Genomic DNA, 18624 nt, shown 5'->3' on the forward strand with positions numbered 1-18624 from the left:
AGTTAAAATACTAGTTTTACATTAACACCAATAGTGCTTGTAGGCAAGAAAGAACCATATTCTATACCCTGACCATTACCAGATGTTGTACCTGATTCCGGGTCTATTCCTTGTGGTGTATTCCTATAAATAGTCCATAAATTTCTACCAACAACAGAAATTTTAGCATTCTTTATTTTTATTTTTTTAATCAATCTATGTGGTATGTTGTAACCAAAAGTAACTTCTCTCAATTTTACATAAGAAGCATCATAGACAAACCTTCTTTGATCTTGAAGACCATCAAAACCATATACTTGTGGATTTAACCACCTTTGTGTGTAAATAATTTCTCCATTAGCGTCTCTTTCTGCTGCCCAGTTTCCATCAGCATCTTGCACTCCTAAAGCTGAATTTTCATAAATTCTACCTTTTGGCCTATCGGAATCCGCATAGTTATTTCCAAATAAACCCCTTCCTTGCCTTTCGTTATTATTCTCTCCTAGTATTAATGTTGATAATAACCACTCTTCTCTTCCTTCTAGAGTGCCAGCGTGCACACCATGATTATAGGTTTTGGCCATTGTTCCGGAGTATAAATCTCCTCCCATTTTAATATCAACTAGAAAATTTAAACTGAAGCCTTTGTAAGAAAATGAGTTTCGTATACTCCCTATCCAATCTGGTTGTGCATTTCCTAATAATTGATTAGACTCCCAAGCTGCCCTTCCATTAGCTAACACCAATGGTGTACCCGTTTCTGGGTCAACTAGTTGAGAATTTCCTCTAATATTACCAAAAGGCTCCCCTACCTCTGCAAATACACCTACATTAAACCAGCTTCTTATTAATCTGCTTTCTACACCATCAAAAAGTGAGGCTACAAATGATTCGTTTTTAGACCAGTTAATATCTGTTGACCATTTAAACTTTTTATCAAATAGTTTAGCAGATAAAAATAATTCCATTCCTTCATTTTGAATCTCTCCTGCATTCAAAAATTTCCCTACAAAACCAGATGTTGGCGTAGTTGAAACATTTATAATTTGATTGTTTGTAGATGATTTATAATAAGTACCATCAAAAGAAATTCTATTATTGAAAAACTTTGCTTCAATACCAAATTCTGTTGATGAAGTTAATTCTGGTTTTAACTCTAAATTTTTTCTTATTCTTTCTAATGCTACCCAATCTGTATTATTGTAATTACCTCCTTGGACATAGCTATTTCTAATTTGATTAAAACCGGTATCGTTACCAACTTGTGCATAGGAAGCTCTAATTTTCCCGAAAGTTAAAATATCATTTCTAGGAATAAATTCTGAAAATAATATTGTACCACCTACGGAAGGATAGAAGTAAGAATTATTACTTGCTGGTAAAGTTGAGGCCCAATCATTTCTTGCTGTGAAATCTAAAAAATATGTTTTTTGGTATCCTAAAGAAACGGAACCATATACTGAGTTTATTCTTTTATTATTATTAATAAAAATTTCAGGTGCAAATTCATCACCATTTGATAAACTCATAATATCTCTCTCAACTAACGAAATAGCAGTTAACCTATTTCCGTCTGTTCTTACATCAAATCGATTTACGCCTATTAAAGAAACTAATGACAAATCGTTAAATTTCTTTGTATAATTTAAGATTGCTTCATAATTCCAATTTTCTCTTGAAATATTTACTTCTCTATATAAACCATTGGGGTCATAATCGGCTCCTTTGTTATTGAACTCTTGTCTATCTACATTATTTAATGCACCATTAATTCTAGTTTTAAGTTTTAGCCCTTTTAATATTGTCCAATTTAAAGTTATATTAGCTACAACTCTATTGGTAATATCTTGATTACTATTTTCAAATATATTCCAATAAGGGTTATTAAAATCTCCCTCATATTGGAAAGCTTCATTATTCTCATTTATATAAGGAAGTAAATTAGATTGAGACATATTTGGTAACATATACATGTAGTTATTGGCTGGGTTTCTATTACTCCCATTTTGATACATTCTGTTATTTACTTTTTGATGCGTATATATAAAACTAACATTAGCCGTTAACTTATCTGTAATATTTTGTGACATACGCAGAGCAATATTATCTCTGTTAATTTCTTCCATTCTTTTAATTACGTGATCTCCAATTGTCTTACCATAAGAAAACCTTAATGTATTTTTATCTGTTGCTCTGCTAATTGAAAATGTGTTGGTATTTACAACACCAGTCTGATATAAATCTTTTACATTATTTATATCTGGAGCATAAGTACCAACAGTACCATTATAATCTAGTACCTGCTGCCCTAAAAAAGGTGCTCCATAAGCTCTATTGTAGGAACCAACCATTGGCAATCCAGTTGTGGGATCTAGTTGTCCCGCATTTTGTACCAATCCTCCACCATTACCTGCACCATAAGAATATTGATAATTTGGATATTCTCTGTTTGAAACAATAGATAGGTTAGAATTGACATTTACATTTATTTTACTAGTACCCTTTTTAGCTTTTTTAGTTGTAATAATTACTACACCATTAGAAGCTCTAGAACCATATAGCGCAGATGCGTTTGCACCTTTTAAAATTTGAATAGAATCAATATCATCTGGATTAATACCAGATATTGGGCTTCCTAAGTCAATATCATCTCCTTCATTCCAAACAGAAACACCTGCATCACCCGATGAACTATCTAAAGGGACACCGTCTAAAATGTATAAAGGCTGATTGTTACCTGTTATAGAAGTTAAGCCTCTAATAATTACTCTCGTTGAACCTGTTGGAGTCGATGAATTTGTGATTTGCACACCAGCTGCCTTACCTGATAAAGCATTTAAGAAATTAGAAGATCTAGCCTCCGTCATGTCTTCCGTATTAACTCCCTGAGTGGAGTAAGACAATGATTTTTTATCTCTTTTAATACCAAGAGCTGTCACCACTATTTCTTCCAATTGCTCAGCAGATTCTATTAATACGACAGTAAGATCTTTTGTGTTTTTTGTAAAGTTGACATTTTTAACTGCAAATCCTAAATAGTTAAAAATCAATACTCCTTCAGTCTTTTCTTTTGTATTAATACTATAATTACCATCTAAGTCTGAAGTGGTCCCTATTTGACTATCTTTTAGTAATATAGAAACACCTAAAAGAGGTTCTCCTGTCTTATCTGTTATTTTTCCTTTAATGATATTTTTTTGAGAAAAAATAATCAAAGGAAAAAAAAGAAGTATTAAACTTAGTTTTAATTTCTCCATAATTTTAATTTCGATAGATTTAATTTATTGGGTGAATATAAATACTGACTTATTTAAACAAATGAAGTATATTTCATTAATTAAGGATTAATATTTTCTTAACTTTTTGATATTAACTCAAAAAAAATAAAATAATTTAAGAAATCCTTAAAAAACAGTAAAGCAACTTAGATTGCGTTTTAATACTTTATTAATTTAAATTGGTTTTCTAATGGAATGCCAAATAATTCCTCAAGTTGTTTCGCACTTCGTTTATAAAATTTAGAGTCGGGTGGTAGGTTAATATTTTTCCAAAAATCTGAATTGTATTCGATGTTATAATCGCCTATATCTTTTCCTTTAATAATATTATCACGAACTCTTATTTTTTTCCCATTATTCTCAACACCCAATACTATAGCCTCATGTCTATATGATAATTTGATCATATTACTTTTCAATTTTAAGAGTTTTTTCATGTATGGAGTCACTTTTTCATTAAAAACATATTCCCTATTATGATAACTTAAAACTAATTTTCCTTCTTTATTTTTTTTATAAATATAAACAGCTTTTAGATTGTAATTTTCTAATTTGTATATTCCCTTTGTGTCAATACCAATGTATAGTTTTATCCATTTCTTTGGATTTTCTTTTTGCTTACCTTCAACAACAATAACATCTTCACCATCATAAGAGGTATCATCTATAACTTCCCATTTATAATCATTTCTATAAATTCCTTTTCTTAGCGGGTTTTGTTTTGCAATCATTACAGCAGCATGAAACTTTTGTTTCTTTTTTGCAAATCTATAATCATTCGATTTTCTGGACTCTGCAACTTCTATCTCCTCAAATTCGCTAGAAGTTGGACCTCTATCATACACTTTTAAGTAATGCTCTACTAAAAACCTTGAAGTACCATTTTCATTCGAAAACCTTCTGTATAAAATATTGAGTTGATGTCCTTTTCTTTGAGTTGTATTTTTTAGATTTTTAAGTGCATCTTTTACATAAGATTTATAATCTACTAACGTAATTTCATCTAAGGAAACTACATCTTCAACAAGCGTAATTATTTTTTCGTCAAGTCCTATAAAATCTTCTACTTTAATTGTAAAAGTTTTAAAACCTAATGCAGAAACTGTAATGGAATCCTTAAGATTATCTTGAATTAATTTTAAAACAAAACCACCATCATCATTACTTGCGGTTCCAATAGATTTCGATAAAATACTAACGGCAGCATAAGGTACTGGGTATTTGTCCTTATCAACTATTAAACCCTCTACTTTTATAGTTTCTTGCGCATTAAAAACTAAACTTAAAAATAAAAATAAATAAACAACACTACTTTTTTTAAACATAATTACCTTATTTATTATTAATAAAGAATAAACTTTCGTGAAAAATATTTCCCTTCGATATTCGCTTTTAGGATATAAACTCCACTTTCTAAATATGAAATATCAATTTTATCTTTTGCATCCATTTGGTTTTTGAGTACTACTTGACTTCCATTTATATTGTAAATTGTAACCTTCATCAATGAAGTGAATGATGTTATGATCTGTATATTTTTTACAGTTTTATCATAATAAATACTAAATTTCTCATTTGGAACTTGGTTATCGTCAAGTGACAAGACAAACATTGAGTCCCAAGCACCCGCATCATTTCCATCAGTTCCAAAATCTACAGGAGTATTATCTCCATTTGGTGCAATATCATATTCTACTTTTCCAGATGTTTCATTAAAATGTAAATTAGAAGAAGTTAAAACTGCTTTTATTTTAGAGGAGCTATACATGTCATCTGGTCCAAAACCTTTAGAAACACCAGACAATGAATTTATAAAGTTTAATTGGACTACGGAAGCAATATTTATATCAGATTCTGGGTTCACGGTATCCCCTAAAAGATTGTCATAAATCAAGGAGTTTTTAATCTCGAAATTTCTATTTCCTTCAATTCTAATTCCTCCAGCTTTTCCTGCTTCTGCAGATGTTAAGATTACTTTGTTACCAAAAACAGTTATATTTTCTAAATTACTGGTAGCATTTAAACCACCAAAATATAAACCTCCGCCTTGAAAAGTTGCTTGGTTATTATAAAATGTATTTTTAGACATTATTACTTTTCTGCCATCTCCAAAAATATTTATTGCACCACCATTGGCTCTATCTCCATTTCCATCAATTTTGTTAATATTTGCTGCTGTATTATTTATAAATAAAGAATTAGTTATGGTTAAAGTTCCGTCTCCAGAACCACTAATTGCACCACCATTTCCTCTGGCTAAATTATTTTTGAAAATTGAGTTTGTAATCGTTACATTTCCTTCACTAAAAAATAGACCTCCACCAGCTTTATCTACGCCTCCTGTAGAATTATCATCAAATATGCTATTGGTAAAAGTTAAATTAGAGTCCGTATTCATATTTATTGCTCCACCATTAATTGATGATTCCTTGTTTCCTTTAAAGGTAATATCTGAAAAAGAAACATTAAGATTTGGTTTGCTAATATGAAATAATCGGTCTGTATCTTGTTTATTTGCATCTGGTGAAATTATGGCATTTTCTGTGCCCATAAAATTCATGCTTTTTTGAACTGAAATTTTAGAATTCTGTATTACAGCACCAGAGATATTAATTGTACTTCCTTCTTTTGCAAGATTGTAAGCTTTTTTAACAGTTGAAACGGCCGTTCCTAGACTTGTTCCTGTATTGGTGTCATCTCCAAATTCTTCCACATAATAATTTGTTATATCTGGTAAATTAGGATAAGAAGGTTGGTTTGAAGTCAGATTAATTTCACCTCTTAAAGCTTCGCCAGCTTTACCTGTAAGCCATAAATAATAATCGTTTGGTAAGCCTTCATAATTTGTAAATTGACTTTCTGCTGATGAAGGTGGATTATGATCTACTTTAAAGATACAGGTACCTTCGTCCATTTCATCAAACATTGCTACATAAACTGTCTGTGAACCAGCATCTATAGCATTATAAAATTGCCTCCATAAAAAATTTCCTTTTAATCTTGGTATACTGTTAAGGCTAGAAATTTCTCCTTGACTTTTCTTTAAATTCTGCCAACTAAAACCTGGAAAAACTACAGGCATATATAATAAGTTTTCTGCATCACACCATGCTTTATCCGCAATTATAATACTCTTATGACTATCAATACCACTAATATTACTATACCTTCCAGGCGTCCAAGGATGTACAATGTCTGCTGATTTTATGACGTTAAGCAGCTGAGGGTTATTAATGGCATCTCCTTGTCCTGGAGTTCTCCAATTTCTTGGAACGCCTAATAAAACTGCACAACCATCGTTTTTAAAATAGTTGATCAATTCTTCTATATCATCTAAATCGTAATTATCCGTTCTATTAAAACCAACACCCCAGATTGCTACCACAGGTTTTTGTTGGTAGGTTAATACATACTCTTTTGTGTTATCATTAACCCCGTGTTTGTTAGCCATTTCTTGCCAATGTTGTTTAATATCATTTATCATGGTTCCTGTTGCATTGGATCCAGATAAATCATACATAATACTAACTAATCTATTGTTATTTGCTTTTGCTCCGGCTATAATATTGTCAAATACAACAAGAGCATTGGCCCTACCTTTTGGATTATTAGACCTTAAATTGGAAGCAAATTGTTGAAAGAAAACACCATCAATGTCATAATCATTCATCCATTTAAAATGACGATTTACGGTTTTTGTATTGGTTGAAGAAAACACATTAGCTTGAGATCCATCTTTGTGCATAAAAGGTGTTGCATATTTTTCATCTGCATCTGCTTCACTCATGTCTGGCCAAAAATCTACAGTTACCTCTCCTGGCTCAAAGGCACCACTTGCAGTTTTATAATGCTGCCAACCACGATTTGAGCCATCTGTTGGTGTATTAAACCAACCTTGATAACCTGCCAAAACCTTGCCCAAAATTGAAGTATTTTCTGTACTAACCGACAAATCTACATTGGTATCTGTGAATTCTTGATAGGGTCTGTTGGGAAAACTAAGCAATTCTGTTCTTAATATATTTCTTAATTCTGTAGATTTTTGAGGTTGTGTATTAAAAAGATTAGTAGTTTCATAAGGATCGTTTTTTAAATCGAATAATTGATCTTTTATATTGTATAAAGGATATTGAGCAGCCGCTAAACCACCTAAAGAAACATTAGGAATATAATAGGGTAAGGGGACTTGGGTACCATTTATACCATTAAAAGTTTCTCCATTTGTAATTTTAGTATTTACAGCATCAGGATAACGCACTGTAACGTATTTCCAATCTTTTGTCCGTATGGCTCTTGAATATCCCAACTCAAAAAAGAGGTGGTCATGCACTGGTGCTTTTGAACTGTTCGTAATTACTTCTTTTAAGCTTTTACCATCTATTTCAGAATTAGAAATATTCACCCCTGCTATATCTAAAAAAGTAGCCGCAAAATCTATATTTTGAACCAACTCATCATATGTTCCAGTAGTTGATATGCCATTTTTCCAATACATCATTAACGGAACTTTAATTCCTCCTTCATAATTTGTAGATTTTCCTTTGTTAAAATCTCCATGATCTGAGGTGATAATAATTAACGTATTATCTAATTTCCCTTTTTCTTCGAGTTTATTCACAACAGCGCCTACTGCATGATCAAACCATCGCAACCAAGCATGCCTTGGATCTTTGCCAGCAATTCCATTAATTTCGTTTTTAATTTCATCTCTAGTTGGTAAATAGGAATAATCTTGAGTTAAAACACCTTGAGAAGTAATATTTACATCGGCATCTAAGCCTGCATAATATTTGTCATTTCTTCTCCAATAAGGTGAAGGTCCATGCGGAATGGTTTCACTATAATACACAAAAAAAGGATCATCTACAGCATTATCTATAAAATCTAATACTGCTTTGTTGTTATACTCAACGTTATGCACATTTAAAGCATCGTTTTTAAGCTCTCTTAAATTGGCAGCATAAAAAGCATCTACCACATCAAAGCCAAATTCTTTCATGCGATCTGACCATTTATCATGATTAAATTTCATAGCATCAGAAACTGAAGATGCGTAAGGGTCTGCTGTTTTTGAATAAGCCATAAAACCATTATTACCTTCGGTATAACTCGCTAAGACATTATGATCTATAATATGAGATTTACCAATAAATGCCGTTTTATAACCTGCATTTTGCAGCTGTTTGGGTACGTTTGTTTTGTTTTCTTCTAATTCAATATTATTAGCAATTCTACTCAAATTACCTAAGGGAAAATTATTTATAAAGCTTGTGCCTTCAGATCTTCCAGCATATTTTCCTGTTAAAATACTATATCTGCTTGGACTACAAATAGAAGATGAAACAAATGCATTGTTAAAAACTATACCATTGCTAGCTAAACCATCAATGATAGGTGTATGCACTTTAGAATCTCCATTAAAACCAAATGGTCTTGACTGATTTTGATTATCACTGCTTCTCAAAGGAATTGAACTTTGATCATCAGTCATTATAAAAACAATATTTGGTTTTTGGGCTCGCCCAAGCAGGGAACCTCCTATAAAGAATAAAAGAATAAGTATATTTTTTAATGCCATTTTTAATGTAAATTTATTCAAATATAATTTTCTTGTTTAGTTTACTCGTTTCTGTTTCTAAGTGCACTATGTATACCCCTGTAGCTAATTTTGGTACTGTAATTTCTTTTACACCAACTGATTTAAAAGATGTATTTAAAACTTGTTTACCAAGAATATCAAATAATTTAATAGTAGCGTTTCCATTAGGCAAGCCTACTAACTTTAAAGTAGTTGCATTAGACTTATACATACTAATGTTTTCTAAGACTATATTATCGTCTATATTTAAAGCACTTTTTGAAGCGTGCATATAAAATCTACCAACATCATTTAAAGCTTCTGATAAAGTAACTTTAAAAGTTTTGCTATCTGTTAGTTCATTAAAAGTCTTTGCTACTCTATCTTCTAAATATACTTTTACATCCGTAGGAAAATTAGTTTGCTCTATAGAAAAAGTAAGTTCTTTACCAGCTTCTGCAATAACACCTACCGGAATTACTATAGACTCCATTTCTGAGATTGGTAATGATTGTACTTGGTATTTTTTACCTTGACTGTCTGCTACTAAATCTGTAAATACACTTAAAGTACTTGCAACACCACTAAAAACTTCACCTTCCCATCCACTATCAAAACCTGTGGTTACATTGTCTAAATAATACAATTCAGCAATACGAACTTTTTGACCATCAGTCAGAGATAATTTTACTTCAGCCCTAGTATTTTTTAGAAAAGTGTCTACTGCTGCAGACGACTGGTTACTTTCTGCAAAATTTACAGTTGCGATAGTAGCATTTTTAAAATATAAACCCGGACTTGGTAATAGTAATTCGACTTTTACAAAAAAGCCTTGTCCTGGTGCAATTTTAAAAGGAATATTCTTAACTTTAGCTATGTAATTTCCTCCAGAACCTATTGTTTGATCCCAAACCCAAATTTGATCTTGAGCCAATTTTACGTTGTCGCTTAAAAATGTTTCAATATTTATAAAAGAAGTGTATGGATTTCCTAATAAGTTAAATCCATCTCCAGTATTATATATTGCTGCATCAATACCAGCATCAGTGGTATTTAAGTTTCCATTAAATACAACTGGTCCCGCAACAGATCTTTTCATAGAGTACCCATAACCTGAAATAAAATTACCTGCATTTGTATCATCCTTTTTAAGATATTCCCATGTATTTGTATCGGTTACATATTTTCCAAGACCCCTAAATAGGTTAGAAGTACTTGTTGCCAAACTTTCACTAGTTGCATAAGCATTGTTATAAGTTTCACCTGAAACTGGTGAAGACATTAAGTGCCAGCCTTCTTGATTACCTTCTATGTAACTTAAATTTCTAGTGTAGAATATTTTACCAGTATCTCCGGTAACATTTCCAGTTATAATTAGACTCTTACCATCATTTATTTTTAAATTATCTTTTACTTTTAAATCTACAAAAGTAGCATCCGTATCTAAGATTGCTTCTGCACCAAGTAATATTGCAACATAGTCTGTGCTTATTGGCAAACCGCCATTTGACCAGTTTAATGTATTACTCCATAAGTTACTTGTTGTTCCTTTAAATATATTTATGTTAGAATCCCAAGCACCTATATCACTCAAGTTATCTCCAAAATCAATGGGTGTGTGATCTGTTAATGTATTTGGTGCAATAAAAGTTACTTTGTTAATATTATCACCACTTATTTGAAATTCTAAATTTGATAATGATAGATCTGCATCAATTATTGATGTAGTAAATATATCTTCATGAGCAGAATCTAAAGCTGGTTCTATACTTTGAGTAATTGAATTTTCTAAGGTCACTTGCACATTCGTAGGCACACCGATATCTGAAAAATCTGTTCCATTTCCATCAAATACAAAGTTACCATAGATCAAAGAATTTTTAATTGTAAAAGGTCTATTACCTTCTAATCGTATGCCACCACCTTTAGATTGATCTAAAGTACTCGAGGATACACTATTATTAAAAATAGTAGTATTTGTGATACTGCTATTAGTATTAGTACCTCCTAAATACAAAGCAGCTCCAGAAATTGTTGATGTATTATTGACAAAAGTACTGTTGCTCAAAACTAATTGTCTATTACTTGTAGTTATGGCAACTGCACCACCTGTGGCACCAGAGTTTCCATCAAAAAGAGCGCCAGAAACTGTAATGTTTCCAGTACCACTTGCTAAAATAGCACCTCCATCTGCAAAACTTGTATTATTTTTAAAAACACAGTTAGTAATTGTTAAATTTGAATCTGTTGTTAAATTGATAACAGCTCCGCCTGAACTAGTATCAGCATTTTGAAATGTAATACCTTCAAAAGAAACAGTGCGACCCCCAGCAGTAATATCAAACATTATTGCTGTGTCTGTAGCGGTAACTATAGCACCTGATTGCCCCTTAAATGATAATGATGTAGAAATCCCTACTGTTCCAGTATGGTTAAGTGCTCCTACTATGATAATAGTAGTATTATCATTATCAGCTGCTGCAGTAACAGCTTCGTTTATAGTTGTAAAAGCTGTTGCTTCTGTTAATCCGTCTGACCCATCTCCATTTGCAGACACATAATATGTATATAAGTAGGCTGGTTTTGTAGGTAATAAGGTTAATGGGTCTCTTAATTTTTTACCTGCTTCACCTGTTAACCATAAATAATAATCACTGGGTAAGCCTTCGTAATTTGTAAATTGACTTTCTGCTGATGAAGGTGGATTATGATCTACTTTAAAAATACAAGTTCCTTCATCCATCTCATCAAACATAGCAACGTAAAGGGTTTCTGCTCCTTCATCTATGGCATTATAAAATTGTCTCCACAAAAAATCACCTTTTAAACGCGGAATGCTATTTAAATCAACTGTCGTTCCTTGAGCTTTTTTTAAATTTTGCCAGCTAAAACCAGGAAAAACTACAGGCATGTATAGTAAGTTTTCGACATCACACCACGCTTTATCTGCTGCAATAATATTTTTATGGGCGTCTGCTGAAGTTAAATTGGTATATCTTCCTACCGTCCAAGGATGCACAATGTCTGCAGATTTGATAACTTCATGAAGTTGAGTATCGTTAACAGCATCATTATTTAAGGTTCTCCAACTTCTAGGAACGCCCAATAAAACAGAACATCCTCCATAAGTTGGGTCATCTTTAAAATAATCTATCAAGTCTTGCACATCATCTAATGTGTACTTATCCTCACGACTAAAACCTACTCCCCAAATGGCAACTATAGGCTTTTGCTTATAGGTTACTAAGTGTTTGTTGGTGTTGTCATTTAGCCCATGTTCATCTACGAGTAGTCGCCAGTAAGCTTTAATATCCTCTACCATGGTTCCTGGTGCATTTTCAACAGATATATTTGCACGAGATATATCGAACATAACACTCACCAATCTATTGTTATTGTCTTTTGCTGAGGTAATAATATTGTCCAACACCTTTTTATCATTGATATAGGCATTTGATGAAGTTGACTTTAAATTTGTAGCAAATTGTTGAAAGAATACACCATCAATTCCATAATCATTCATCCATTTAAAATGACGATTTACGGTTTTTGTATTTGCAGAAGAAAACACTGTAGCTGCAGATCCATCTATTTTGGTAAAAGCAGTTGCGTATTTTTCATCAGCATCCGCTTCACTCATATCTGGCCAAAAGTCAATCGTTGCTGTGCCGGGCTCAAATAGACCATTTGATCCCTTGTAATGATTCCAACCACGGTTTGAACCATCTCCTTGGGTATTAAACCAACCTTGATAACCACATAATACTTTACCAATAATTGAAGTCTGAGAATCTTCTGTTTGTGCCTTTATTTCTTGTTGATAAATAAAAAGGACAATAGAAAATGCTATAAACGTAGCTTTCTTGGATATTAATTGGATTGTTTTCATCTTAAATAGCAATTAAGAAAACTTAGTGTTACTAAAAAAAGGGGCTTCCATAAACCCCTTTTTTTAATTCCTAAAATTTAAATTTTTATTATTTTAATTGATTAAGAATTTTTTAGAGAAAAACTTTTCTGAAGTTTTACCCACTAAAATATAAATTCCTGTATTTAAATGGTTTGCATTTATCAATTGTTTAGCATTTACATTATTCAAAGACAATACCTTAGCTCCTAAAATAGTATATACCTCTAAAGAAATTGGTTCTGCAATACTATGTAAAACCTCTAAATTTTTAGATGAACCATTATAATAAACAGAAAGTTTAGTTGCTAAAAAATCTTCTTTATCTAAAGATAAGGTTAAACCAGAATCCCAAGCACCAACGTCATTACCATCAGATCCAAAATCAATAGGGCTATCTTCCGTATAACTTACAGCATCATATTCTACTTTACCAGTAGTTGGATTAAATGTTAGATTAGAAGATGTAAGGTTTGCATCAGTTATAGATGTTGAAAACACATCATTTCCTCCATCACCTACTGCAACTAAAGAGGGTTCTATATTTTTAGTTATTGTATGGTTTAATGTCAATTCTACTGCCGGAGGCCCTCCGATATCCGAAAAATTTGTTTCGTTCCCAAAGCTTACATAGTTACCATAAATTAGAGAATTTGAAATTGTAAAAGGTCTAGCGCCTTCTATTCGTATTCCACCGCCTGTAGATTGATTTAATGAGGTAAAATTTACAGTATTATTAAAAACAGTCGTATTAGTAATACTACTGTTGGCACTTGTACCTCCAAAGTACATCGCTCCTCCACCATTACTTGATACGGAATTATTCACAAAAGTACTAGTGTTCAAAACGAAATCTACACCATTGCCTGTTACAGCAATTGCACCACCTTTAGTTGCTGAGTTCCCGTTAAAAAGAGATCCAGAGATGGTTACATTTACAGAATTTCCAGCGACAATAGCCCCTCCTTTATCTGATGATGTATTGTTTTCGAAAACACAATCTGTGATGTTCAAATTTCCGTTGGAGGCTAATATAACTCCACCACCTGCGGCGTTAGTTACAGAATTTCCAGTAAAGGTACAGTTCTCAAAGGTAGCTGTAGCTCCTGCGTTGTTATTAAAAAAGACACCACCTCCAGCAAGTGTGGTAGTGTTGTTTTGAAAAGTAAGATTCTTAAAGGTTACATTTGCCGACGTTGCTCCATTTATTGTAAAGAGTCTGCCTGTACCACCGTTTCCAGCTAAAGTTGAGCTAGCATCCAAACCTTCTATAGTAAATGCAAAATTCTTAGAGGTTAGATTAGCGCCATCTGGCGTAATTGCTCCTATAATTATAAGTTTATCTCCAGCAGAGGTTATTTGTCCAAGTGCAGTTCCGAAGTTACCAAAAGCATTTTCCACGCTTGAACCATCAGAAGTACCAGCACCTGTTGCTGAAACATAAACGGTAGTTTGCGCGATTAATGAAAAACCAGTAAAAGCAATAAATAAAAGAGTTAATAAAGTAATTTTTTTCATATTTTGATTATTTAAGTTAAATTAATTACTAAAAATAGACAATTAAGATTAATTAATTATTAATTAACCATTAATGTATTCCTTTTTTTGAGAATAATAACATACAGCCTCATGAAAAAACATGAGGCTGTATGTTATTATTTTATTAAAATCCTGTACCAGGTTCTGCAGGACTTGATGCCTGAGCTTTTTGAGGGTTTAATATCATATAAGTTCCTAAAGCTGTTAGGGCAGCATACTTACCATAGTTTCCTATTTTTTTAAGTGCCTCTTTTCTGTTAATTTCTTCTTGCTGCTGTTTTGTGTCTATATTTTTATTCATGGTTGTCTTATTTTAAAAAGTTAGTTGCTTATTCTATTACAATTTTCTTGTTCAATTTACTAGTTTCTGTTTCTAATTGCACTATGTAAACTCCTATAGCTAATTTTGGTAAAGTAATTTCTTTTACACCATTTGCTGTAAAAGATGTATTTAGAACTTGTTTTCCTAGTATGTTGAATAGTTTGATGTTTGATGTTCCATTAGGTAAACCAACCACCTTTAAAGTAGTTGCATTAGATTTATACATACTAATGTTTTCTGACACTACATTATCATCTACACTTAAAGAACTTTTAGATGCATGTAAGTAAAATCGACCAACATCATTTAAAGCTTCAGATAATGTAACTTTAAAAGTTTTGCTATTTGTTAGTTCATTATAAGTATTTGCTACTCTATCTTCTAAATATACTTTTACATCTGTAGGAAAATTAGTTTGCTCTAAAGAAAAAGTAAGTTCTTTACCTGCTTCTGCAATAACACCTACCGGAATTACCATAGACCCTATTTCTGATACTGGTAAAGATTGTACTTGGTAGTTTTTACCTTGATTATCTTCTACTAAATGTGTAAACACATCAACAGAATTAGGAATACCTCCAAACGTTTCTCCTTCCCATCCATAATCAAAACCTTTAGACGCAGTATCTGTTAAATAAATTTTTGCAAAACGATTATTAGTACCATCATTCATTAATAATTTAATTTCCGTTCTAGATGTTTTTTGAAATGCACCTCCAGTTGTTGCTTGGTTAGATTCTACAAAGTTTACAGTACCTGGAGAAGTTGCGTTTACAAAAAAGCCTTGAGTAGGTGCTAAAACAAAACCAGCTCCAGAAACTTTAGTTTCATACATTCCTGTAGCTTGGTTCCATAACCAAATTTGAGTTTGATCTATATTTGTACTTGTAGCTGCACCTAAAAACGTTGCGCTATTTACAAAAGAAGCATAAGGGTTTCCTATTAAGTTAAAACCTACAGTTAAAGTACTTGTTGTTACACCAGCATTATCTGTATTAAAATCTCCTTCAAACGCTACTAAATTATCAGTAAATTCACCAGCAGTTACAGCATCTGGTGTTATTTTCATAGAATATCCTTGACCAGGACTAGTTGTAATATCTGCTCCAGTAAAATATGTCCAAGCAGCTGCTCCAGTACTTCCTGGGTTGTATGTCGCAATACCTCTATTACCACCATTTGTTGCAATGTCATTTTTATCAGCATAAGCAACATCAAACACTTCTCCTGAAAGTGGAGAAGAAACTAAATGCCAACCACTAGTTACAGCAGCATTATTTGTTAAAGTTCTAAAATAACGTACTAAACCTGTTACAGTAGACGTACCATTAACGATTAAAACTCTATTATTACTTATTTTTAATGTACTTGTTACTTTTATATCGTTTACGGTTGCTTCACCTGCAAGTGTACTTTCTTTACCAGTAAGTATAGCTACATTATCTGTAGCAGTAGGTACTGATCCGTTAGACCAATTAGTTGCGGTTATCCAAGCCCCAGAATCTGTTCCTTCAAAAATATTTATTTTAGAATCCCAAGCTCCAACATCGCTGTTATCTGAACCAAAATCTACTGGTGTATCATCTGTTAATGCATTTGCTGCTGTATAAATTACTTTGTTAAGTGTAGCATCAAAACTTAAAGTTGAGTTTGTAAGGTCTGCAAGAATTGTTGAATCAGTACTAGAATCTAAATTATTAGTATAATCTGCAATAGAATTCGTTAAATTTATAGTAGCACCACCAGGGCCATTAAGACCAGAAACATTTCCTGCACCGTCATTTGCTTTATTATCATTAAATAAGCTATTAGAAACTGTACATGTAGCTGTACCATTAACTCTTATTGCTGCACCAAAATTTCTATCAGTTCTAGTGATTGTATTTTGATAAAAAGAACAATTTGTTATGGTAGCAGTAGAGGTACCATTTATAACGATAGCGCCACCTTGACCATTTGTTGTTAATGATTTAACAGCGTTTTGATAAAAAGTAGTTCCAGTTGCAGTAAAACTTGTTACATTATTAATTAAAATTGCACCTCCACCAGCTAGATGTGCTACAGAATTACCATTAAAAACACAATTCTCAAAAGTTAATGTTGAAGGTCTATTACAAAATAACACACCACCACCAGCACCTGTAGAGTTTGTTGCACCAGTAAATATTAAATTTTTGAATGTAATATTATGACCTGTACCACTATTAATTGTAAACATTCTTACTGCTCCATCTGTACCAGTAAGAGTAGAACCAGCTGCATCACCCTCAATTGTGAATTGATCTGTTTTACCATTTAAACTAACTCCACTAACATTTATGTCGCCAATTACTCTAATAATATCTCCTGCTGAATTTACATCTGCTAATGCAGTTGTAAAACTATCATAAGCATTTGCTTCACTTGTACCATCCATTGAACCTGCACCAGCTGCTGAAACAAAAATTGTTTGCTGTGAGAATACACTCGAAACAATAAACAAAGTTAGCAATGTTAAAAACGTATTTTTTTTCATCATATAAAATTTTAAGGTTAATTAATATTTTTGATTTATTCTACAAATAAGCGAATAGGGTATTAATTTTTAGTTAATTTTTGATTAACTAATCAAGTTATTAATAAAAAAAACGCTAAAAATTTACAGATTTATTATTTTTTTATTTTAATCTCTTTTTGGAAATTCTAATTGTAAAGGCAACTCTCCTCGTAACATTTTTGCTCCTACTCCTGTTAACCATAAATAGTGGTCTGAAGGCATACCATCATTATTTACAAAATGAGCTTTATTACTATTTGGTGGATTATCAGACACTTTCATAATTGCTGTGCCTTCATCAATTTCATCAAACATGGCTACATAAATCATTTCTGAACCTGCTAAAATAGCGTTGGTCATTTGGCTCCAATAAAACCTACCTCCTAATCTTGGTATGGCTCCATAAGCTGTATATCTTGCCAATTCTGGACGATTTAACGAAAGGTTTCGCCAACTAAAGCCTGGTGTAATTACTGGTACGTAATCTATGTTTCTTTCTTTTGTCCATTTTATATCTGCAATAATATGATCTCTTAAATGATCACCAACTTTATGTACTAAAGGCGTAAAACGTTGCACCATCCATGGTAAAACAATATCTGCAGATTCAATAATGGTATGTAAATAAGGATCTGGTAAACAATCTTTATCTAAATCTCTAAAATAAGTTGGTACACCTAACATAATTGAACAGCCTCCATAAACAGGATCGTTTTTTAAGAAATCTATTAAACGATTAATTCCTATTTTTCTGGTATCATAAGGTCTGTCTGGAAAACCAATACCCCAAATAGCGACTAATGGCTTACCATTATGGTATAAGTAATTCTGGTTTTCTCCTTGGTTGGTTACTTTTAATTCATCTACCAACATTTTCCAATCTTCTATGATAGAAGAACAATCCTCACCAGTCTCTTTTAAGCCAGATAAATCATACATAACAGCAATGGCTCTGTTATTTTCTTTGGACGCTTTTAAGGCGTTTCTTAAAATAATATCTTGGGGTTTGTTGGTATTTGTATGGTTTCTTGTAACCCCAAAAAAGCGCTGCATAAATACGCCATCTACACCATATTCTTTCATCCATTTGAAATGAAGATCTGTTGTGCTTTTATCTACAGAGCTAAATACCTCTGCATTCGTTTCATCATCATATTTAAAAACGGTTTTGTATGTTTTTTTGTATTCTGAAACATCAGGCCAAAAGTCTATTGTATTGTTTTCAAAATCGAATTTGTTACCTCTACCATAATGCCCCCAACCTCTTTTAGAGCCATCATTTGGCGCTCTAAACCAACCTTGGTAACCTGCCATGACTAAACCTTTATAGCTTAAATAATTACTAGTTGTTGCATGTTTTGATTGCGAAATAAGTGAAGTTGTTGCAAAAACAACCATTAAAAAAGAAATACAGAAGGTCTTCATAAGAAATGTTTATGTAGACAATATATATTACGCTGTTTAATTTTGGATTAATAAAAGCTT

General features: G+C 32.2%; 8 protein-coding genes. All 8 read right to left on the reverse strand.

The window, feature by feature from the left end:
- Positions 1-2: 2 nt before the first annotated feature.
- Positions 3-3236, reverse strand: a complete 3234-nt coding sequence (locus ATE90_RS08250) for a SusC/RagA family TonB-linked outer membrane protein (RefSeq protein ID WP_036785223.1) — start codon at positions 3234-3236, stop codon at positions 3-5.
- Between the two features lie 179 nt (positions 3237-3415).
- A complete protein-coding gene (locus tag ATE90_RS08255; RefSeq protein ID WP_036785220.1) occupies positions 3416-4582 on the reverse strand; it encodes a carboxypeptidase-like regulatory domain-containing protein in 1167 nt (388 codons plus the stop codon).
- A 17-nt stretch (positions 4583-4599) separates the two neighbouring features.
- Positions 4600-8835, reverse strand: a complete 4236-nt coding sequence (locus ATE90_RS08260; RefSeq protein WP_052107521.1) for a sulfatase-like hydrolase/transferase — start codon at positions 8833-8835, stop codon at positions 4600-4602.
- Between the two features lie 13 nt (positions 8836-8848).
- Complete coding sequence (locus ATE90_RS08265; protein ID WP_052107520.1) at positions 8849-12724, reverse strand: T9SS type A sorting domain-containing protein; 3876 nt, start codon at positions 12722-12724, stop codon at positions 8849-8851.
- A 93-nt stretch (positions 12725-12817) separates the two neighbouring features.
- Positions 12818-14260, reverse strand: a complete 1443-nt coding sequence (locus ATE90_RS08270; protein ID WP_036785218.1) for a T9SS type A sorting domain-containing protein — start codon at positions 14258-14260, stop codon at positions 12818-12820.
- 145 nt (positions 14261-14405) lie between these two features.
- Entirely contained in the window at positions 14406-14582 is a 177-nt protein-coding gene (locus tag ATE90_RS13560; RefSeq protein ID WP_180335189.1) for a hypothetical protein, read from the reverse strand.
- 28 nt (positions 14583-14610) lie between these two features.
- Entirely contained in the window at positions 14611-17118 is a 2508-nt protein-coding gene (locus ATE90_RS08275; protein WP_036785215.1) for a T9SS type A sorting domain-containing protein, read from the reverse strand.
- Between the two features lie 147 nt (positions 17119-17265).
- Positions 17266-18564, reverse strand: coding sequence for a glycoside hydrolase family 71/99-like protein (locus tag ATE90_RS08280; RefSeq protein WP_052107519.1), 1299 nt, complete (start codon positions 18562-18564; stop codon positions 17266-17268).
- Positions 18565-18624: the final 60 nt, after the last annotated feature.

The sequence above is a fragment of the Polaribacter sp. Hel1_33_96 genome (assembly GCF_002846595.1).
GTDB lineage: Bacteria > Bacteroidota > Bacteroidia > Flavobacteriales > Flavobacteriaceae > Polaribacter.

What these genes read in the sequence shown, in the direction of transcription:
- ATE90_RS08270 (WP_036785218.1), bottom strand. Translation starts at nt 14,260, where the DNA reads ATGAAAAAAATTACTTTATTAACTCTTTTATTTATTGCTTTTACTGGT.
- ATE90_RS08265 (WP_052107520.1), bottom strand. Translation starts at nt 12,724, where the DNA reads ATGAAAACAATCCAATTAATATCCAAGAAAGCTACGTTTATAGCATTT.
- ATE90_RS08260 (WP_052107521.1), bottom strand. Translation starts at nt 8,835, where the DNA reads ATGGCATTAAAAAATATACTTATTCTTTTATTCTTTATAGGAGGTTCC.
- ATE90_RS08275 (WP_036785215.1), bottom strand. Translation starts at nt 17,118, where the DNA reads ATGAAAAAAAATACGTTTTTAACATTGCTAACTTTGTTTATTGTTTCG.
- ATE90_RS13560 (WP_180335189.1), bottom strand. Translation starts at nt 14,582, where the DNA reads ATGAATAAAAATATAGACACAAAACAGCAGCAAGAAGAAATTAACAGA.
- ATE90_RS08280 (WP_052107519.1), bottom strand. Translation starts at nt 18,564, where the DNA reads ATGAAGACCTTCTGTATTTCTTTTTTAATGGTTGTTTTTGCAACAACT.
- ATE90_RS08250 (WP_036785223.1), bottom strand. Translation starts at nt 3,236, where the DNA reads ATGGAGAAATTAAAACTAAGTTTAATACTTCTTTTTTTTCCTTTGATT.
- ATE90_RS08255 (WP_036785220.1), bottom strand. Translation starts at nt 4,582, where the DNA reads ATGTTTAAAAAAAGTAGTGTTGTTTATTTATTTTTATTTTTAAGTTTA.